Below are 20896 nucleotides of genomic sequence, written 5' to 3' on the forward strand. Positions count from 1 at the left end.
ATGAATTTGTCGCGCCCCTTCATCGCCCGTCCCGTCGCGACGACGCTGCTCGCGATCGGCGTCGCGCTCGCCGGCTGCTTCGCGTTCGTGAGGCTGCCGGTAGCTCCCTTGCCGCAGGTCGATTTCCCGACCATCTCGGTGCAGGCGCAGCTGCCCGGCGCGAGCCCGGAGACCGTTGCGACCAGCGTCGCGAGCCCGCTCGAACGCCATCTCGGCACGATCGCCGACGTCACCGAGATGACCTCGCAAAGCTCGGTCGGCACGACGCGCATCACACTGCAGTTCGGCCTCGGCCGCGACATCGACGGCGCCGCGCGCGACGTGCAGGCCGCCATCAACGCGGCCCGCGCCGACCTGCCCGCGAGCCTGAGAAGCAACCCGGCCTACCACAAGGTCAACCCCGCCGACGCGCCGATCCTGATCCTCGGCCTCACCTCGCCGACACTGCCGCCCGGCCAGCTCTACGATTCCGCGGCGACCGTGCTGCAGCAGTCGCTCTCGCAGGTCGACGGCGTCGGCGAAGTCGACGTGAGCGGCTCGGCCAACCCGGCCGTGCGCGTCGAGCTCGAGCCACAGGCGCTCTTTCACTACGGCATCGGCCTCGAGGACGTGCGCGCCGCGCTCGCCTCCGCGAACGCGAACAGCCCGAAGGGCGCGATCGAGTTCGGGCCGAACCACATCCAGCTCTACACCAACGACCAGGCGAGCAAGGCCGTGCAGTACAAGGACCTCGTGATCGCCTACCGCAACGGCGCGGCGGTGAAGCTCTCGGACGTCGCCCAGGTGGTCGACTCGGTCGAGGACCTGCGCAACCTCGGCCTCATGAACGGCAAGCGCTCGGTGCTCGTGATCCTCTACCGGCAGCCGGGCGCGAACATCATCGAGACCGTCGACCGCGTGAAGGCGATGATTCCGCAGCTGAAGGCGTCGCTGCCCGCCGACGTCGAGGTGGTCCCGACCGTCGACCGCTCGACCACGATCCGCGCGTCGCTGAAGGACACCGAGCACACCCTGCTGATCGCGGTCGCGCTCGTCGTGATGGTGGTGTTCCTGTTCCTGCGCAACTGGCGCGCGACGCTGATCCCGAGCGTCGCGGTGCCGATCTCGATCATCGGCACGTTCGCGGCGATGTACCTGCTGGGCTTCTCGATCGACAACCTCTCGCTGATGGCGCTCATCGTCGCGACGGGCTTCGTCGTCGACGATGCGATCGTCGTGCTCGAGAACATCTCGCGGCATATCGAGGCCGGCGTGCCGCGCATGCGCGCGGCCTACCTCGGCGCGCGCGAAGTCGGCTTCACGGTGATGTCGATCAGCATCTCGCTCGTCGCCGTGTTCCTGCCGATCCTGCTGATGGGCGGCATCGTCGGGCGGCTGTTCCGCGAGTTCGCGCTGACGCTCTCGCTCGCGATCGGCGTGTCGCTGCTGGTCTCGCTGACGGTCACGCCGATGATGTGCTCGCGCCTGTTGCGCGAGACGCACGACCAGGAGCAAGAGGGCCGCTTTGCGCTTTGGCTCGAACGCGGCTTCGTGGCGATGCAGCGCGGCTACGAGCGCACACTGCGCTGGGCGCTCGCCCGCCCGCTCCTGATCCTCCTGATCCTGATCTCAACCGTCGGGCTGAACGTGTACCTCTACGTCGTCATCCCGAAGGGCTTCTTCCCGCAGCAGGACACCGGGCGGCTCGTGGGCGGCATCATGGCCGACCAGAGCACCTCGTTCCAGGCAATGAAGGTCAAGTTCGCGGAGATGATGCGCATCGTCCGGAGCAACCCGGCCGTCGACAGCGTCGCGGGCTTCACCGGCGGCCGGCAGACCAACTCGGGCTTCATGTTCGTGTCGCTCAAGCCGAAGAGCGAGCGCAAGCTCTCCGCCGACCAGGTGATCGCGCAGTTGCGCGAGCCGCTCTCGCATGTCGCAGGCGCGCAGACCTTCCTGCAGGCCGTGCAGGACATCCGCGTCGGCGGCCGGCAGTCGAACGCGCAATACCAGTTCACGCTGCTCGCCGATTCGACGTCCGACCTCTACAAGTGGGGACCGAAGCTCACCGATGCGCTCAAGCTGCGTCCCGAGCTTGCCGACGTGAACTCGGACCAGCAGCAGGGCGGGCTCGAATCGATGGTGACGTTCGACCGCGCGACGGCTTCGCGCCTCGGCATCACGCCCTCGCAGATCGACAACACGCTCTACGACGCGTTCGGCCAGCGGCAGGTGTCGACGATCTACAACCCGCTGAACCAGTACCACGTCGTGATGGAGGTCGCGCCGCGCTACTGGCAGAGCCCCGACATGCTCAAGCAGATCTACGTCAGCACGACGGGCGGCTCGGCGAGCGGCTCGCAGACCACGAACGCGGTGGCGGGCACCGTCACCAGCTCGTCGAAGAGCAGCAGCTCGAGTTCGTCGTCGAGCGCCGCGAGCGTCGCGGCCGACAGCGCGCGCAACCTCGCGAACAACTCGATCGCGGCAAGCGGCAAGTCGAGCGCGTCGACAGGCGCCTCGGTGTCCACCTCGAAGGAGCCGATGATTCCGCTCTCGGCGATCGCGTCGTTCGGCCCCGGCAATACGCCGCTGTCGGTGAACCACCAAGGCCAGTTCGTCGCCTCGACGATCTCGTTCAACCTGCCGCCGGGCGTGTCGCTGTCGGACGCGACGCAGGCGATCTACGAGACGATGGTGAAAATCGGCATGCCTGAGACGATTCACGGCAGCTTCTCGGGCACCGCGCAGGCATTCCAGCAATCGATGTCGAACCAGCCGCTCCTGATTCTCGCGGCGCTCGCGGCCGTCTACATCGTGCTCGGGATTCTCTACGAGAGCTACATCCACCCGATCACGATCCTCTCGACGCTGCCGTCGGCAGGCGTCGGCGCGCTGCTCGCGCTGCTGCTCTTCAAGACCGAGTTCAGCATCATTTCGCTGATCGGCGTAATCCTCCTGATCGGGATCGTGAAGAAGAACGCGATCATGATGATCGACTTCGCGATCGAGGCGTCGCGGCAAGGGATGTCGTCGTTCGACGCGATTCGCCAGGCGTGCCTGCTGCGCTTCCGTCCGATCATGATGACGACCGCCGCCGCCCTCCTCGGCGCAGTGCCGCTCGCGTTCGGCAACGGCGAGGGCGCGGAGCTGCGCGCGCCGCTGGGGATTTCGATCGTCGGCGGGCTGATCGTGAGCCAGCTGCTCACGCTCTATACGACGCCGGTCGTGTACCTCTACATGGACCGCATTCGCGTGCGGTGGGAGAACCGCAAGGGGCGGCGGCTGGCGCCGGGGGGACAGGCTTGAGGGCCTGAGTGATTGATGCCCTGATACTGCCGGCACGCGGGTTGGCCCGTCGCGCCGGTCTCGTCGAATCTCAAGCTTCGCGATCCTCGTCGAGACCGCCAAGCTTGCGCAGCAGCTCCGAGCCGCGCGCCGTCAATCTGGCCACCTTCGCCCCGCTCGCGCGCCGCTCGATCTCGACCAGCAAGCGGCGCTGCAGCGTCAACAGATCGTGGCGCTGGACGTCGACTTGGTACGGGGCGCGCTGCACCAGCAGCAAGGTGGATATTTCGTGGGGACTGAGCATTCGCTTCTCCATCAGACGTGAGTCGCTATCCGATCACCCCAAACATCCTAACCGGCTGAGAAGACCGTTTCGCTACAGGCTTGTTTCAAGTCGTTACGTCGTCACATCATCCGAGGCGGCGCAGCATATGCCGATCCGTTTGCGCAGGCCGCCTTGCCGCGATTTTTGCGTTGTTACGGTTCGTATAAAGTGCGCGACCAAAAATCGTCCGCCCCTTATTCCCCCTGAAGCCGAACGACCCGCGAACCGCCCGCAGCGTAACCTCCCGTAATCAAAACGCGCCCGCCGGTAATTTGAATCGGACTACCAATCTTGCCGCCTTTTTTACGCCTATCCTTCAGCAGAAAGGCGTGCACGTCATGGCATTTTCGAGTGGATCTTTCCACCTGTAAGCGAATGAAACAAGTGTGAGACTTGCTGTGATTGTATTGGGCCAGTGTATGCCCTAGCCTTCAATCGCGTACTGCAAACGCATTTACACAAACTATTCGAATCAGGAGTCGATCGTGAAGTGGATGAAAGCTTCCGTCGCTGTCTGCGCACTGGCGGCGATCGCCGTCAGCGGCACAGCCGAGGCACGCGTATTCGTCGGCGTCGGCATCGGGGTGCCGGCCTATCCCTATTACCCGTATCCGTACCCGTATTACTACCCTGCGCCGGTGGTCGCGGTTCCGGCCGACGATCCGCCGACCTACGTCGAGCAAGGGCAAGCAGCCGCCGATGGTGCCCCGCAGCAGGCTGCCGGCACGTGGTACTACTGCGACGCGGCAAAGGCCTACTACCCGTACGTCAAGCAATGCGCCGGCGGCTGGCGCACGGTGCCGGCGACTCCGCCCGCGCCGAATCAATGACATGAAGGGTGCTGTCATGACAAACGCAAAATGGCTCGCGCTCGCCGCCGTTGCCGGCCTCGGCGCCTGCACCGTGATGCCCACCGGACCCAGCGTGATGGCGCTGCCCGGCACGGGCAAGACCATGGATCAGTTCCGCGCCGATGACGCCTCGTGCCGCAACTTCGCGCTTCAGCAAGTGGGCGGCGTCACGGCCAACGAGGCGGCGACGAATGCTGCCGTGGGCAGCGCGGTCGTCGGCACGGCGCTCGGCGCGGCGGCCGGCGCCGCGTTCAACGGCGGCCAGGGCGCTGCGGTCGGCGCGGGCGTGGGCCTGCTCGCCGGCAGCCTGGTCGGCGCGGGCAATGCGCAGGCCTCCGGCTATGGCTCGCAGCGCCGCTACGACCAGGCGTACGTGCAGTGCATGTACGCATCGGGCGACAAGGTGCCGGTCTACAACCGGACGGTGACGAGCGTGCCGCCTCCGGCCAGGTACTACTACATGCCGCCGCCCCCGCCTCCGGGTGCGTATTACGTCCCGCCGCCGCCCCCGGGGTATTGACCGGCCAGTTGGCGATCATCGAGCGCCGCGCAAAACGCGGCGCTTTTTTTATCTCTGCCGTTCTCGGTTCGGAGCGCCAACCGCGGGAGCGGGACCGCGATCGCGGCATCGGGTGCCGAGGTGCTTGTCAAACGGTGCAGCGTGAAGGCGCTCAGAGCGGAGGCAATATCGTCAGCTCGGTCGGGCCGCTTACGCTCGTGATGCCGCTGCCGGCGCAGGCCGTGAGAAAGTCGGCTTGGCTGATGCTGGTGAGCGTGACGACGACCACTGCGGACTGGCCCTGAAACAGTCCCGCGGAAATGTTTCCGGTGAGCGTAGAGACGACGTTGCCGCCGACCGAGTTGGTCGTCGCGGTATAGCTGAACGTGCTCGATTGCCCGTTCGACCAGATGAAGACCCGCGTGCCCGGCCCGCCTCCAAGCAGCGTCTGGCACGCGTAGTCGCGCACGAATTGATTGTTCACCGATGCGGAGGTAATGCCGGAGACCCCCGTCACGAGGCACGGACTATAGCTGGCGCTGACCGTGATTTGCAAATTCTGCTGCGTATTGGTCAATGGCGGGTTGAATGTCCCCGTTTCCGTTCCCGAGCAAACCACCGCCTGGGCACTGGCTTGCGTGGCGAATCCCGCCAGACCCAGCAGCAGAAATGACGAGACAAGCAGCGTCTTGAACGCCGAGCGGCCGCTTTCGAAAATTCTCATTGGAGCTCCTTATCGAAAGAAAAGTGAGAAATCCATCTCGATGCGAATTCGCCATGCCCAACAAAACTCCTGCACAGCCAAAGCAGCTTAGTTAATCGCACGAATTAGGCAAATAAATTAATTAGCTGTATCTTCAAACGCCTCATGCCGATCAATGAATATGACTGCCGACTCCGATATATGGAGCGGTCAGTATTAATTCTCACAGCAAGCATGCTTTACCGAGATCCAATATCTCGAGCGCTTCACTGAATAAGCCAATTGAATCGTTTTCGGCGCCGATTCGATGCGGCCAGACCGCCGCCGCGGCTTCACTGCGCGCTACTGCTGCGCCTTGTGCGCGGCCGCCCACGCCTTCACGGCCTGCATCGTGTTCTCGACGTGCTTGTCGGGCGACATGCTCGTGTATTCGTAAATGATCTTGCCGTCCGGCGCGATCACGTACGAGACGCGGTTCGCCCTCTTCACGATCGGCAGGGCCGCGTCGTAGACATCGATGATGTGGCCGTCCGTGTCGGCGGCGACCGGAAACTTGCTGCGGCACTCGCTCACCGAAAACTTGGTGAGCGTGTCGACATCGTCGTGCGACACGCCGATCACCGTCGCGCCATATTGCTTGTACTCGTCGACGGCCTCGGCAAAGAGATGCGCCTCGATCGTGCAGCCCGTGGTGAACGCCGCCGGGTAGAAATACAGCACCACCGGCCCGCGCTTGAGCGCATCGGCAAGCGTGTAGTCGAAGGTCTTGCCGCCGAGCGAGGCCTGCGTGCTGAAATCCGGCGCCTTGTCGCCGGGCTTGAGCACCGCCAGCGCCGGCAGCGAGAACGACAAGCCCAAGCTCAACGCCACCGCTCCCGCCATCAACCCTGCTTTTCGCTTCAGATTCATTGAGTTTCCTCGTAACGTTGAACGGCTTGCACGGCGAGCGCGCCGCACAAGCTCCCATTGGACCACGCTGCGGAAAATCGCGTCCGGCGGCGCTGCGCCATCAATCCGCCGCGTGCTCGCCGAACCACGTGGCCGCCGCCAGATTCAGCTCGGCAAGCACCTCAGGCGTGAGCGCCTCGAACGGCTGCTGCGCGGGCAACTCGATGCCGCCCTCCTCGGCCGCCTGGGCAATCGCAAGCAGCGCGCCGAGCGGACCGACCCCGTAGACGATCGCATCGCGGATCTCCGAGACAAGCCCGAGCTTGTCGAGCGCCTCCGCCGGCGTCGCCACGCCGAGCACCACGTGCACGAGCGAGAAGATGCCGGTCATGAACGCGGCGTCGACGAAACGCTCGTCGTCGGGACGCACGCGGCTCGCCGCGAGCTCCATGAAGCGCGAGCGCGCCCCCGCGAGCTGCACGAGCGGGTCGACGCGCCACGGCAGGTCGCCGCTGCCGGCATAGAGCAATAGCTGCGCCCAGCGCGCGATCTGGCGCGTGCCGGCCGCGATGATCGCCTCGCGCAGCGACGCGATGCGGCGTCCGAGCCCATAGGCGCTCGAATTGACGAGCCGCAGCAGTTGCACGACGACTTCCGGATTGAGCTTCAGCTCCGCCTCGAGCTCGGTGAGCTGCGCGTCGCCGGCGAGCAGCGCGAGCATGCGCAAGAGCGAGCGCCGCGAGGGGTCGGTGCGGCGCGCGGTAAGCACCTGCGGGCGCGCGAAGTAGTAGCCCTGGAACATGTCGAAGCCGAGCTGCCGCGCGAGCGCGAAGTCCTCGCGCGTCTCGACCTTCTCGGCGATCATCGTCTTGCCGCGCGCGCGCACCGCTTCGGCGAGTTCGGCAAGCCGCGCGCGCGGCGTCTGCAGGAAGTCGATCTTGATGATGTCGACATGGGTGATGATCGAGAGCAAGCCGTCCGTGAGCTCGCAGACGTCGTCGAGCGCCACCGCGTAGCCCGCGCGGCGCAGCTTGCCGATCCGCGCGATCAGCGTCGCGTCGAACGACACGGTCTCGAGCACCTCGAGCACGAAGCGCTCGGGCGACATCAGGTGGATGATGTCGTCGAGCAGCAGCTCGCGGTTGATGTTCACATAGCCGCGATGCGAGCCGAGCGCGGCCGAGATGCCGATGCCGCCGATCGTGCGCGCGACGACCTGCGCGGTCGCCTGCGCGTCGTCATTGACGAGGGCGAAATTCTGGCTGCTCGAACGAAACAGCAGCTCGTATGCATTGAGCGCCCCATTGCGCTCGATAATCGGCTGGCGCCCCAGGTACACGCATTCGGATTCCGGCGTCGTGCGTATGGACGGGTTTTCGACCATGAATCAAACCTGGATGAATTCGAATAAAGCCACGAGTAAGGATCGGTAAGCAAAATACAGATCCCGCCTTCGGCGCTGATGCGCTTCCTGGTATTGTCTCAAAATTTCCCGGTTCTGCAGACCAGTCCATACCGCATGGTTGGGCCGCGCTAAAGAAATCCGGGGCAACGCCGATAACTTGATCTGACGAGAGGCATAACGGACCGCCGACAGGGCCAGCCCGCCGCGCCTCCCGCTAACCCGCCGGCCTCCCCCCGAGAGAGGCCGGCCGCAAAGACACGACAGTCGCCAACAAGAAACATGGAAGCGAATAGGATCAATGCGCCCCGCCGGCCTTCCTGGCGCGCCGCAATCGACAAGTTGCGCAGCCGTCCGGGCGAGGCCGAAGGCCCCGCTCCGGACCCGGCGGGCGCAGCCGCGCAGGCGCGGCTGGAGGAGACTGTAGGCGCCGTCGATTTCCTGGCCCACATCGACCTGAGCCAGCGCTTTCTCTACGTTTCCGACGCCAGCCTGCGCTTCATCGGCTACCGCCGCGAGTACCTGCAGACCATCGCGCTGCACGATCTCGTGCCGGCCAGCGAGACCGCCGTGCTCGACGCGCTGCTTGCCCGCGCCGAGCTCTCCGGCGGCGTCGAGAAGGCGACGCTGCACCTGGTGAAGTCGCTGACCTACCCGATCGCCGTCGAGCTGCGCGTCGTGAAGAGCAGTCACGCCGGCGTGACGGGCTACGCGATCGCGGGCTTCGACGTGTCCGCCTGGCGCGCGACCGAGGAGCGGCTCACCTACGAGCTGCACCACGACCGCATGACGGGCCTCGCCAACATCGCCGGGCTCGTCACGGCGCTGCGGCGCACGCAGGAAACCGCGGACCGGCAAGGCACCTGCGCCGCCCTGCTGCTGCTCGACCTCGACGACTATCAGCGCGTGAACCGCGCGCTCGGCTACGACGCCGGCGACGACATGCTGCGCGAAACCGCCCGGCGCCTGCAGGCGATGGCGACGCAAGGCGAGACGCTCGCGCGCATCGCCAGCGACGAGTTCGCGATCCTGCTCGCCGCGCCGTCCAGGGCCGACGCCATCGCCACGGCCGAGGCGCTCGGCCGCCGCCTGATGACCGCGGTCCAGCAGCCCTACACGTTCCACGGCCAGCCGGTGCACCTGTCGGCGAGCATCGGCATCGCGCTCTATCCGGACGAGCCCCATCACGGCCACGGCACCGAGCACGCGCACTACGGCCAGATGCTCCGCTGCGCCGACCACGCGCTCGCGCAGGCGAAGGCCGCGGGCGGCAACATGCTGACCTTCCACGCACCGGAGTCCGACCCGGCCGACGCCGAGCGCCTGAAGCTCGAAGCCGACCTCTACGACGGCGTGCGCAACGGCGAGTTCTCGCTGCATTTCCAGCCGATCACGAGCAGCACGACGCGCGGCGTCGTCGGCGTGGAGGCGCTGATCCGCTGGCACCACCCCGTTCACGGGCTCGTGCCGCCGTCGACTTTCATTCCGCTTGCGGAATCGATCGGGCTCATCAACTACCTCGGCAACTGGGTACTGAAGATCGCCTGCATGCAGCTCGTCCAATGGGACGCCCAGGGCATCCCGCTACAATACGTGGCGGTCAACGTCTCGGCCCAGCAGTTCCGGGATCCGCGTTTCACGCAAAGCGTGCGCGACGCCATCGAGCTGACCGGGCTCGACCCGCGCCGGGTCGTCTTCGAGATCACCGAAAGCCTGCTGATGCACGACCCCGCGCACGCAAAGGTGCTGCTCGAAGAGCTGACGGGCATCGGCATCCGCTTCGCCGTTGACGACTTCGGCACCGGCTATTCGAGCCTCGCGTACTTGCAGCGCTTCCCGCTAGCGAAATTGAAAATCGACCGCAGCTTCGTCGAGAACCTGCTAACCTCGCGCAACGATCAGGCAATCGTTTCCGCGGTGGTCGGGCTCGCACAGACGCTCGATCTCGAGCTCGTGGCCGAAGGCGTCGAAACCGAGGCGCAGCGCGCGCTGCTCACCGAAATGGGCTGCGACCACATCCAGGGGTGGCTCGTCTGCAAGGCGCTGCCGTCCGAGGAGCTGGCGCGCCGCTTCGAAACGAAGGCGCTGGTGCTGCACGAGGAAAGCGATGCCTGAGGCGCTCACCGGGGCGGCCGGCGGCATGGCAAATACTGAAACAGGTATGGTTTTTACGGAATTCACATGGTAAAGGCGGCGCTGCTCGACAAGCTGTGGGCGCGCATGAGCGAGCGCGGCGACTTTCCGATGCTTTCGCAATCGCTGCGCACCACGATGGCGGCGATGAATAACGACGACCTCGACTTCACGGCGCTCGTGCAAGTCGTGCTGTCGGATTTCGCGCTGACGCAGAAGGTGCTGCGCCTCGCGAATTCGGCGATGTATATGGCCTTCGGCGGCAACATCACGACCGTCACGCGGGCGCTGATGGTGCTCGGCATGGACGCCGTCGGGCACCTCGTGGTCGGGCTCAAGCTCGTCGATCACTTCCACCACAGCGCGCCGCGGCGCATCGACGCCAAGCTCGAGCTCAATCGTACGCTGCTGTCGGGCTGCGTCGCGCGCAAGCTCACCGAGTGGGGCGACCTGCGCGCGAGCGAAGAAGCCGTGGTCTGCACGCTGATGCGCCAGATCGGCAAGCTGCTCGTCGTGTTCTACCTCGAAGCCGAGTGGGATCAGATCCGCCGCAAGGCCGAAGCCGAAGGCATCCCCGAAGCCGACGCCTGCGCCGCCGTGCTCGGCGTGAACTTCGAGGAGATCGGGCACGAGGCGGCGACGCGCTGGCGGCTGCCCGACACGATCCGCGCGGGCATGGGCACGTACGAGGCCGACGTCAACGAGTCGCGCCAGGTGCAGTGGCTGCGCGCGATCACCAACTTTTCGACCGAGGTCGCCGACGCGCTGACCGCGGTCGACGGCCCCGAGCACGTGCGCGACGCGCGCATCGCGGATGTGGCGCACCGCTACAGCCGCGCGCTGTCCACCGACGCCGACACGCTCGTGCAGATGAGCGTTACGCTCGCGCGCGAAGAGACCGACGACGGCGTGATGCGCGAGATCGTCGAGCTGCGCGCGAACGCGGACGCCATCGCCCGCGCCGCGGTCACGCCCGAGGCGCGCATCGGCGAAGGCCTCGAGGACCTGCGCGCGCTGCCGTCCGAGAACGCGCTCGGGCCGGTGCTCGCGCTCGCGTCGGAGACGGTGCTGGCGGGGCTCAATTTCCGCCGCACGGCCGTGTTCGTGCGGCAAGCGCCCGGTGTCTTCAAGGCGCGGCTCGGCTTCGGGCGAGACATCGACACGCTGTTGCCATCGCTGCAGTTTCCGGAGGCCTTCGAGCCCGACGTGTTCCATCTCGCGATCGCCAATTCGGTCGGCATCTTCATCGAGAACGCGCACGACCCGAAAATGGTCGCGCGCCTGCCGGACTGGTTCAAGCAAGCCTTCGACGACGCGCGCTCCTTCGTCCTCTTGCCGGTGGTCGCCAATCATTCGACGGTGGCGCTGATATACGGCGACTGGTCGCGCGAGCAGGAGCCGCGCAAGATCTCGCAGCGCGAGATGAGCGCGCTCAACGAGCTGGCGCGCGAGCTGGGCCGCTTCTTCACGCACGCGCCGACGCGCGAGGTGGAAACGCTTTGATGCGCTGATAGGCGCGCCAGGGTTCGCGGGCGGCTGCGCAGATGACCGGCGCCATCCCAATCCACAGGACGGCATGCCGCCGCCCTGCCCCGCCTTCACGGGCTACTCGTGGTCTTCCAGGCGCTCCAGCCCGGCGCTGTCCTCGGTGTGATCGGACGAGCTCGCCCAGGCCGCCGCCTTGAGCGCGAGCTCGGCAAGCTCGGCCGCGGTAAGCGGCGCGAGCGTCTCGCAGGCGCGGTCGAGCGCAGCCCAATCGCCGTGCTCCAGCGCCTCGACGGCGGAAAGCAGCATACCGAGCGAGCCCTCGCGATGCAGGATCGCCGAGCGAATGTGGCGCGACAGCGTCAGGTCCTCGAGCGTGCGCTCGAGCGAATCGCCGAACACCGCATCGACGAGCGAGAACACGCCTGTCAGGAACGCCGCGTCCGTCACCTGCCGGTTCGCATTCGGCAAGCGCCGGACGGCAAGCTCCATGAAACGGGCGCGCGTGGCCGCGAGCTGCAGCAGCGGATCGTCCTCGAGCGGCACCTTGCGGCCGTCCGCGTAGAGCAGCATCTGCGTCCAGCGCGTGATGCGGTTCGTGCCGGTCGCGACGATCGCGTCGCGCAGCGTCACCGCCTTGCGGCCGATGCTGTTCTCGCCCGAATTCGCGAGCCGCATCAGATGCATGACGAGCACCGGGCTCAGCTTCAGCTCCGCTTCGAGCTGCGCGACGCTCGGGTCCGACGAGAGCAGCTGCAGCAGGTTGAGCAGCGCCTGACGCGGCGCGCTCGCCCGGCGCGCGGTCAGCATCTGCGGCCGCGCGAAGAAATACCCCTGGAACAGATCGAAGCCGAGCTCCTTGGCCTCTTCGAATGCTTCCTTCGACTCGATCTTCATCGCGATCAGGAGCTTGCCCGCCGACTTGAGCACCTTCGCGAGCTTCGGCAGCAGCTCGGGCGAGCAGCGGCTGAAATCGACCTTGACGGATTCGACGTAGGGCAAGAGCTTGGCGAAGGTCGCATCGGGCAGCACCACCTCGTCGAGCACGAAGCGATAGCGCTTCGCGTGCAACTGGACGATCCGCCCGAGCAGCGCCGCGTCCACCTCGATATCGGGAGGCAGCTCGAAAACGAAGCGATCGGGACGGATCAGCGTGATGGCGTCGGCGAGCAGCATGGCGCGGCTCGCATTCAGATAGCCCTTGTGGCCGCCGAGCGCGGCGCGCACGCCGAACTCGCCGATCGTGCGGATGATGACCTGGGCGGTGGCGGCGTCGGCGTCCTCGATGTCCGCCTCGTTTTCCACGTCGCCGCGAAACAACAGCTCGAAGCCGCGGAGCATCCCGTCGCGGTCGAGCAACGGCTGCCGGCCCAGGTGCGCAAGGCGTTCGGGAACGCCGGATGGAGCGTCCACCCCAGCCAGACCGCTGTCGGAGCCTAGCGTGGGCCCGTCCCTGGTTTCCATCTCCAATTCCCCTCACACATGCGCTTGATGCCTTGTATTACGGCGTTTTTTATCAGAATCCTGAACGGATTCCGTCTCGAATTTGTGCGGGATTATACGCTGGCGGTCGTGGGGCAGACATTTACTTGCAGAAATGCCCGGATGCAAAAAAAAGCAGGCCGGCGAAAAACCGGACCTGCCTGTTTGACTCTGCTGGCGCGCGTGGATTACTTCAGCACGACTTTGACGTCGAAGTACTTGGCGGCGATTTTGTCGATCGTGCCATCGGCCTTGAGCTCCTTGAGGGCCTGGTTGAGGGCATCCTTCAACGCATGGTCGCCCTTGCGCACGCCGTAGCCGACGCCCGAGCCGAGCAGCTTGTCGTCGACGACGGCCGGACCCGCGAACGCGAAGCCCGCGCCTTGCGCTCGCGAGAGGAAGCCCTTCGATGCCGCTTCCGAATCCTGGAACGACGCGTCGAGGCGGCCCGAGGCGAGGTCCGCGTAGACCTGGTCCTGCGTCTGGTATGACTCGACGCCGACGCCCGCCGTCGCCCAGCGCGCCTTGGCGTAGGTTTCCTGGATCGTGCCTTGCAGGACGCCGACGCGCTTGCCCTTGAGCGACGCGACCGTCGGCTGCAGACCGCTGCCTTTCTTCGCGATGAGCTGGTTCGGGATCGAGTAGATCGGGTCGGTGAAATCGATGGCTTGCTTGCGCTGCTCGGTGATCGTCATGTCCGAGTTGATGGTGTTGAACTTGCGCGCTTGCAGTGCGGGGATCAAACCGTCGAAGGAGTTTTCGACCCAGACGCATTTGGCTTTCAGCTTGGCGCAGACGGCGTTGCCGACGTCGACGTCGAAGCCTTGCAGTTCACCCGTGGCAGATTTGGATTCGAAGGGGGCGTAGGAAGCCTCCAGGCCGAAGCGGACTTCCTTGATGTCTGCGGCCAGGGCGCTTCCTGCGATCAGCGCGGCCGTTGTTGTCAGTGCCGCGAATGCGGCAGTCTTGCGGAAATTCAATTTCATTCTCTTGTGATCCTGGAATCGATTTGTTTTAGGTTTCGGCTTGGGCACTGGCGTGCATCGTCGCAATAACTCAATTGCGATTCAAATCCATCTGGATTTTGTGATGCGGCGCAACAGGTGCCGGGCGGTAATACTACAAGCTTAGGCGCCTGGTCGGCGCGGGATTTTGGCTTCAGCTAATGCTCAAGTTGATGTCGCTATTGGGCAATTTGCTTTTTTTTGCCTACCGTGTTTGGTTTTTTTCGCTAAGGTTTTCTTTTAAAAGTTCATGTCGCGGCGGTGAGCATGCGTTGCCCCTCCCCGGGGCGTGGGTCACTTTTGTCTTGCCAAAAGTAACCAAAAGCGCGTCCTGGGCGGACGGCCTTGCCCGTTAGCACTCAGTCCTGTTTGCGATAGCGGTCTGAGGGCTACCGTTATCGCTCGCCGTACGTCCCGTTAGCACGCGGCACGGAATTGCCCTGCGACGATACAAATTGAAGGCGGTGGTTTGGCCACGCCCCATGTTGCTACGATTGGGAGCGAGCTCCCGCGCGTGGCGCATGCATCGCAAAACAAGCCTCTTCAGGCCTTGCATGACCATCAAGATTGATTTGATTCGAATCTGCGCAACCCCGTGCCGCGTGCTAACGGGCCGTACGGCGAGCGATAACGGTAGCCCTCAGACCGCTATCGCAAACAGGACTGAGTGCTAACGGGCCAAGGCCGTCCGCCCAGGACGCGCTTTTGGTTACTTTTGGCAAGACAAAAGTGACCCACGCCCCGGGGAGGGGCAACGCATGCTCACCGTCGCGACATGAACTTTTAAAAGAAAACCTTAGCGAAAGAAACCAACCGCCGCAGGCAAAAAACTCACTCAACCAGAGCAGCAAGCGTAGCCTGCGTAGTCTCAACGACTAAGAGCCCCGCCCGCAATCCAACCTTGACAGCCGGATTGGGAAACACGATCCGCTCCTCATCGTGCTTCACGATGTACTGATAGTCGCCATCGCGCGCAAGCAGCATCCCTTTGCGAAACGGCGTGAAATTCGGCACATCGGCCGCCAGATACAACTCGAGCTGGTCGCTGACCTTGGTGATCTGATCGATCACGGTAAACACACGCGGCATCGGCGCGGCCACATCGCCTGCGCCCCCAGCCACCATCTGCCGCACGGCCCGGTCCGCGCCGGCAAACCGCGTCAAATCGTTCTGGCCGAACGGCCGCACCTTGCCCAATTCCAGCGTGCAAGCCCTCGCGCCACAGGTCTGTGCCGTGAAATGCGAATACGTGTTGCCCTTGGCCGTGTGCAGCAACACCGCCGCAATCCGCGCATCCCGCAACCACTCGAACATCGCCCGCGACAGCGGCGCACCCGTATGCGGCAGCAGCGCAAACTGCTCGAACACCGACGCGCGAATGGCCGTGTGCATGTCGATATGCCAGCGCGCATCGGCTTGCGCAGGCGCATGCGCAAAGAAATCCGCAGCCGCTCTCTCGAGCCGCGCCGCACGCGGCGCCTCCCGGCTCTCCGGCAACTGCGCATGCTTGCCGCTGAACAAGCGGTTCAAGTCGTCATCGACATAGCGGCACGAGGTTCGCATCGCCTCGATATTGCCCAGCACGACGAGCAAGCGGCACGCGAGCGGCAGCGCCCCGCTCGCGATATCGCCCACGATGAACGACAGCAGCTCGATCGGCGCCGTCTCGTCGCCGTGAATGCCCGCCGATACGAGCACGCTGCGCGTCTTGCCGCCGATGGCCGCAGGCTCCAGCTGCACGATGCCGTCGTCGAGCCACGTCGCGCGCACGCCGTTCGCGCACACCTGCGTCTCGCGCCCCGCCAAGGGCCGCCCGCCCGCCAGCGTGAAAGCCAGGAAGTCGCTCGCGAACGCCATCGCGCCGTGCTCAGCGCTGGAAGTCATAGAGCGAGCCCAGGCCGAGGATTTGCGTCAGCTCGTCGAGCGCCGTGCGCGATTCGACGAGCAGGCTCGGATCGGCCAGATCGGTCGGCGCCAGCCGGTCGCGATAGTGCTTCTCGATCCAGGCGTCGAGCCGGCCGAACAGCGTGTCGCCGATCCACACGCCCGGCTTCACCGCTACGCGCTCCTCATCGTCGAGCACCACGCGCAGGCGCAGACATGCCGGGCCGCCGCCGTTCTTCATGCTCTCGCGCAGGTCGAAGACGAGCACGTCGTCGATCGGGCCCGCGCCGCTCACGAGGCGGTCAAGGTACTCGGCCACGCGCGGATTCTCGCGGCACTCCTGCGGCACGACGAGCGTTTGCCTGCCGTCCGGGCGCGTCAGCAGCTGGCTGTTGAACAGATAGGACGAGACCGCGTCGGCGACGCTCACCTGCGCGTCCGGCACCTCGATCACATTGAACCCCGCGCCCTGCCTCGACAGTTGCGTGCGCAACTGATCGTAGACAGTGCCTTGGTCGACGAACGCGCGCTCGTGACAGAACAGCGTCTCGCGATTGCCGACCGCGATCACGTCATTGTGAAAGACGCCCGCGTCGATCATGTCGGGGCTCTGCTGCGCATAGACGGTTGCGTCTTCATCGAGCCCGTGACGCTGCGCGACCGCGCGGCTCGCCTCGAACGTCTGGCGCGCCGGATAACGTTTCGGTTCCGGCCCGCGCCGGTACTCGCTGCGTCCGTAGACGAAGAACTCGACGCCGCGCTTGACATACTCGGAGCAAAAGCGCGTGTGGTTCGCCGCGCCCTCGTCGCCAAGCGCCGGCGTGCCCGGCAGCGCTTCATGCACCGCAAAATGCGCTTCATCCGCGAAGATCGCACGCAGCGTGCGGCGCGTCGCCTCGTGCTCGATCGCGCGATGCAGCTTGCTCGTCAGGTTCGCGGGCGTGAAGTGCACGCGGCCGTCATGCGTATCGGCCGACGGGCTCACCGTCGCCGCGTTGGCGGTCCACATCGCCGAGGCCGAGCTCGCCGCGGCCAGCAGCTCCGGCGCTTCCTTCGCCGCACGCTCGATCACGCGCGTTTCGTTGCCGGAGAAGCCGAGCTCGCGCAACAGGCGCAGCGACGGCCGCTCCTGCGGCGGCAGCACGCCTTGCAGGAAACCGAGGTCGGCGAGCTGCTTCATCTTGCGCACGCCCTGCTTGGCCGCCGCCTTCGGATTGGCGACCGACTTCTCATTGTTCTGCGAGGCCACGTTGCCGAACGAGAGCCCTGCGTAGTTGTGCGTCGGACCTACGAGTCCGTCGAAATTGGCTTCCCGTGCTTCCATCGCCAGTCCTTAGAAGTGAAGGCCCGGCGAGACGCTCGCGGGCATTTGCAGTTGCGCGCTTTCGACCGATGCCATCGGGTAGGCGCAGTAATCGGCTGCGTAGTACGCACTCGGGCGGTGATTGCCCGAGCGCCCGGTGCCGCCGAACGGCGCCGCCGACGACGCCCCGTTGGTCGGCCGGTTCCAGTTGACGATGCCGGCGCGGATCGTGCGCTGGAAATGCGTCCAGGTGGCTTCGTCGTCGGCGAGCAGACCCGCCGACAGGCCGTAGACGGTGTCGTTCGCGCGCTCGATCGCTTCATCGAGAGTCGCATAGCGAACGATCTGCGCGAGCGGGCCGAAATGCTCCTCGTCGGGCAGATCGCGAACGGCGGTCACGTCGAGAATCGCGGGGCTCACGAAGCCGAGTTCGGGATCGCGCTGCTCCATCGTCAGAAGCGCTTGTGCCCCACTCTCCAGCAAACGGCCTTGCGCCTGCACGAGCTTCGATGCCGCGCGTGCCGACACGACCGCGCCCATGAACGGCTGCGGATCAGCGTCGTAAAGGCCATACGTGATGCGCGAGCTCACTTCGGCGAAGCGTGCGAGGAACTTCTCGCCAAACGCATTGCGCGGCACGAAGACGCGGCGTGCGCAAGTGCAGCGCTGCCCCGCCGACAGAAACGCCGACTGGATCGTGTGATGCACGGCTGCATCGATATCCTCGACCTCCGCGACGACGAGCGGATTGTTGCCGCCCATCTCGAGCGCAAGGACGATCTCGGGGCGTCCGCCGAACTGCTTGTGCAGCAGCGTGCCGGTATCGGAGCTGCCCGTGAAGAACAGGCCGTCGATCTGCCGATGATTGGCGAGCGCGATGCCCGTGTCCTTCTCGCCCTGCACGAGATTGAGCACGCCCGCGGGCAGCCCGGCGTCGCGCCACACCTCGACGGTTGCGCGCGCAACGTCCGGCGCGAGCTCGGATGGTTTGAACACGACCGCATTGCCCGCGATCAGCGCGGGGACGATGTGCCCGTTCGGCAAGTGGCCCGGGAAGTTGTACGGCCCGAACACGGCGACGACGCCATGCGGACGGTGCCGCAGCACGGCGACGCCGTCGGCCATCGGCGCGCGCTTCTCGCCGGTGCGCTCCTGGTACGACGTGATCGAGATCTCGACTTTCGCGGCCATCGACGCGACCTCGGTGCGCGCTTCCCAGAGCGGCTTGCCCGTTTCACGGCCGATCGCATGCGCGATCGCTTCCTTGCGCTCGGTCAGCAAGGCCGCGAAGCGGCGCGCGATCGCGCAGCGTTCCTCGAAGCTCACCGCCGACCACGTCGCGAACGCCCGGCGCGCGCTCTTCACGGCGCGCTCGACGTCGTCCGCCGAGGCGCTCTTGCCTTCCCACACGGTCGCGCCCGTGCCCGGATTGCGCGACGCAAAGACGGGGCCGCTTGCGGCAGCCCATTCGCCGTCGATAAAGAGTTCTTGGGTCATATTCATCCCTGCTGTTTTGGTTTGAGCGGCAACACGCGCACGGGGTCGCCTGCTTTGACGTTCAGTGCGGCGGCCTCTTCGGCGCTCAGGCGGAACACACCGCCGTCGACCAACCCGGCCGCGACGCCGACACGAAAATCGCTCAGCGACGTGTTGGACACGAGCGAGCGCGGCACGTCGTTACCAACCGGCGCAGCACCTACGCCGGCCGCGCCGATCTCCACCGGCACCACGACGCTCTCGCGCACCGTGCGCAAGTCCGCGATATGGCATTCGAGCACGGGGCCGGCATCGAAGATGTCGACGTGGTTCTGATAGCGCAGGCCCTCGGCCTCGAGCATCTTGCGCGCCGGCGCCGTATCGCGATGCGTGACGCCGACGCAGTCCTGCGCCTCTTGCGGCAGCAGGTCGACATACACCGGATAGCGCGGCATCAGCTCGGCGAGAAACGACTTGCGGCCATGCGCGCTCAGGTAGTCGGCGGCGTTGAAATCGATCTGGTAGAAATGCGAGCCGACCGAGCGCCAGAACGGCGACGTGCCGTCGTCGTCGAAATGGCCGCGCAGCTCGGCGCAGATGCGCTCCGGAAAGCGGTCGCGGAACTGCGCGATGAACATGAAGCGCGAGCGCGACAAGAGGCCGCCGACGCCGCCCGTCCGATAGCGCGGGCTCAGGAACAGCGAGCACACTTCGGCGTAGCCCGTGAGGTCGTGCGAAATATTGAGCGCCGACATCTTCGTCCACACGCCGAGATCCTGGCTCGCATGCACGACCGTGCTCACGCGATAGTTGTAGAACGGCTGCTCGAGACCGACTTGCGTCTCGATCCCGCAGACGCCCGCGACGTCGCCCGTCGCCGTGTCTTCCATCACGAAGAAATAGCCCGCCTCGTGCGGTGCGGCGCGCCCGTCCATCGTTTTCTGCGAGCGGGCGATGCGCGCGGCGAGCGCGTCGCGATCGGGCTTGAAGGTGGTGAGGCCGGGGCCCGTCTCCTGGGCGAGCGAGACGAGCGCGTCCACATCGCTCGGCTTGACGACGCGAACGACGATCATTGTCCGACTCCTTGGGGGTTGTCCGCGCTGTCATCGATATCGCCACCGGATCCGCGCTGATGCAGCGGCACGCAGCGCACCGTGTCGCCGTCCTGCACGTCGAGCGCCGTGCGCGCAGCGCCCGAAAGCGCCGCGCCCGCCGCGCGCTCGTGCGGCAGCTCGGCCAGCACGCAGCGGAAGTCGCCCGCGCGGTTGCTGGCGACGAGGTACGCGGCGGTTGCATCGGTGCTCGCCGCGCTCTCGCGCACGACGCGCGATTCGTTGCGCGCGACGCACGCGCTGCGATCGACCTGCGCCGTCAGCACCGGCCCCGCATCGAAGATATCGACGTAGCGATCGGGCTCGAAGCCTTCTTCGAGCTGAATGTCGTAGGCGAGCAAGGCATGCTCGTCGGGCTCGCCGAGCACGCGCTGCGCCGCCTCCGGCAACAGCGGCACGTAGAGCGGATAGCTCGGCATCACTTCGGCGATGAAGGTCCGGCTGCGGCCGCCCGAGGCGACATCGACATCCGCGAAGTCGCGGCCGAAGAACTTGCGCCCGACCGCCTCCCAGAACGGCGACACGCCGTTCTCGTCGCTCACGCCGAGCAGCAGCGAAAAAACTTCCGGCGTAAAGCGCTTGCGGTTCGCGGCGATATACATCATCCGCGCACGCGACATCAGATGCGCGGCCGCATCGCCGCGCAGCGACGGATCGATATAGAAGCCGGCCAGACGGCTCTTGCCGGTGAGCTCGTGCGACATCGTCAGCGCGTGGATCTTGCGGTTCACGTGCAGCTCGCGCGACGCGTGGATCAGCGCGTCGTTGCGAAACGCGTAGAACGGCTCCGAGTAGCCCGCCGCGGCGACGATGCTCGCCGTGCCGAGCAGCTTGCCGCTCGCCGCATCTTCGAGCACGAACAGATAGAACTCCTCGCCCGGAAAATCGACTTCCGCGCGAAACGAATCCTCGGAAAGCGCGACACGCGCCTCCAGCGCCTTGCGATCGTGCGGCAGCGAGTGCAGCACGGGCTGCGCGGTGCGCGCCATGTGTTCGAGCGCATCGAGATCGGACAATCTTCCCGGGCGTACGTAGAGCATCATCGTTCCAGTGTTTGAGTGAGTCGCGGCATCGAGGGCGTC

16 protein-coding genes are annotated in these 20896 nt (G+C 65.7%); 5 read left to right on the forward strand and 11 right to left on the reverse strand.

The genetic code is table 11. The features are described 5' to 3' along the window. Complete coding sequence (locus tag FAZ69_RS19110) at positions 1-3288, forward strand: efflux RND transporter permease subunit (RefSeq protein ID WP_136896656.1); 3288 nt, start codon at positions 1-3, stop codon at positions 3286-3288. Positions 3289-3358: 70 nt separating this feature from the next. Here FAZ69_RS19110 and FAZ69_RS19115 read toward each other — a convergent pair whose 3' ends face one another. Further along, complete coding sequence (locus FAZ69_RS19115; protein WP_136896657.1) at positions 3359-3571, reverse strand: hypothetical protein; 213 nt, start codon at positions 3569-3571, stop codon at positions 3359-3361. 515 nt (positions 3572-4086) lie between these two features. Between FAZ69_RS19115 and FAZ69_RS19120 the strand changes: the two genes are divergently transcribed. Both FAZ69_RS19120 and FAZ69_RS19125 read left to right on the forward strand, forming a co-directional pair. Further along, positions 4087-4422, forward strand: coding sequence for a hypothetical protein (locus FAZ69_RS19120; RefSeq protein WP_439654782.1), 336 nt, complete (start codon positions 4087-4089; stop codon positions 4420-4422). 16 nt (positions 4423-4438) lie between these two features. Beyond that, entirely contained in the window at positions 4439-4963 is a 525-nt protein-coding gene (locus FAZ69_RS19125) for a YMGG-like glycine zipper-containing protein (RefSeq protein WP_240702332.1), read from the forward strand. A gap of 151 nt (positions 4964-5114) precedes the next feature. Here the strand turns inward: FAZ69_RS19125 and FAZ69_RS19130 are convergent, their stop codons facing one another. The 3 genes from FAZ69_RS19130 to FAZ69_RS19140 form a co-directional block, all read right to left on the reverse strand. Continuing rightward, positions 5115-5666, reverse strand: a complete 552-nt coding sequence (locus tag FAZ69_RS19130) for a hypothetical protein (RefSeq protein WP_136896660.1) — start codon at positions 5664-5666, stop codon at positions 5115-5117. A gap of 321 nt (positions 5667-5987) precedes the next feature. Next, positions 5988-6554, reverse strand: coding sequence for a peroxiredoxin (locus FAZ69_RS19135; protein ID WP_439654780.1), 567 nt, complete (start codon positions 6552-6554; stop codon positions 5988-5990). 100 nt (positions 6555-6654) lie between these two features. Then, positions 6655-7917, reverse strand: a complete 1263-nt coding sequence (locus tag FAZ69_RS19140; protein ID WP_136896661.1) for an EAL and HDOD domain-containing protein — start codon at positions 7915-7917, stop codon at positions 6655-6657. A 300-nt stretch (positions 7918-8217) separates the two neighbouring features. Here FAZ69_RS19140 and FAZ69_RS19145 point away from each other — a divergent pair, with 300 nt between their 5' ends. After that, on the forward strand, positions 8218-10050 hold the full coding sequence (locus FAZ69_RS19145; RefSeq protein ID WP_136896662.1) for a putative bifunctional diguanylate cyclase/phosphodiesterase: 1833 nt from the start codon (positions 8218-8220) through the stop codon (positions 10048-10050). A 66-nt stretch (positions 10051-10116) separates the two neighbouring features. Continuing rightward, positions 10117-11571, forward strand: coding sequence for an HDOD domain-containing protein (locus tag FAZ69_RS19150; RefSeq protein ID WP_136896663.1), 1455 nt, complete (start codon positions 10117-10119; stop codon positions 11569-11571). Positions 11572-11673: 102 nt separating this feature from the next. On the opposite strand, the gene FAZ69_RS19155 is transcribed toward FAZ69_RS19150, so the two are convergent. From FAZ69_RS19155 to aruF, 7 genes are all read right to left on the reverse strand, one after another. Then, on the reverse strand, positions 11674-12894 hold the full coding sequence (locus tag FAZ69_RS19155) for an EAL and HDOD domain-containing protein (protein WP_240702362.1): 1221 nt from the start codon (positions 12892-12894) through the stop codon (positions 11674-11676). A 329-nt stretch (positions 12895-13223) separates the two neighbouring features. Further along, positions 13224-14021, reverse strand: a complete 798-nt coding sequence (locus tag FAZ69_RS19160) for an ABC transporter substrate-binding protein (RefSeq protein WP_136896665.1) — start codon at positions 14019-14021, stop codon at positions 13224-13226. An 849-nt stretch (positions 14022-14870) separates the two neighbouring features. Beyond that, positions 14871-15923 carry a succinylglutamate desuccinylase gene (gene astE / locus FAZ69_RS19165; RefSeq protein WP_136896666.1) on the reverse strand — a complete coding sequence of 351 codons (1053 nt, stop codon included), beginning with the start codon at positions 15921-15923 and terminating at the stop codon, positions 14871-14873. Beyond that, positions 15907-17247 carry an N-succinylarginine dihydrolase gene (gene astB, locus FAZ69_RS19170; RefSeq protein WP_136896667.1) on the reverse strand — a complete coding sequence of 447 codons (1341 nt, stop codon included), beginning with the start codon at positions 17245-17247 and terminating at the stop codon, positions 15907-15909. Before astB ends, astE begins: the two co-directional genes overlap by 17 nt. Positions 17248-17256: 9 nt before the next feature. Further along, entirely contained in the window at positions 17257-18723 is a 1467-nt protein-coding gene (gene astD / locus FAZ69_RS19175) for a succinylglutamate-semialdehyde dehydrogenase (RefSeq protein WP_136896668.1), read from the reverse strand. Between the two features lie 2 nt (positions 18724-18725). Then, complete coding sequence (gene astA / locus FAZ69_RS19180) at positions 18726-19775, reverse strand: arginine N-succinyltransferase (protein ID WP_136896669.1); 1050 nt, start codon at positions 19773-19775, stop codon at positions 18726-18728. Continuing rightward, entirely contained in the window at positions 19772-20854 is a 1083-nt protein-coding gene (gene aruF / locus FAZ69_RS19185; RefSeq protein ID WP_136896670.1) for an arginine/ornithine succinyltransferase subunit alpha, read from the reverse strand. The genes astA and aruF overlap by 4 nt, the downstream gene beginning before the upstream one ends. Positions 20855-20896: the final 42 nt, after the last annotated feature.

This window comes from Trinickia terrae, assembly GCF_005144415.1.
Lineage (GTDB): Bacteria > Pseudomonadota > Gammaproteobacteria > Burkholderiales > Burkholderiaceae > Trinickia_A > Trinickia_A terrae.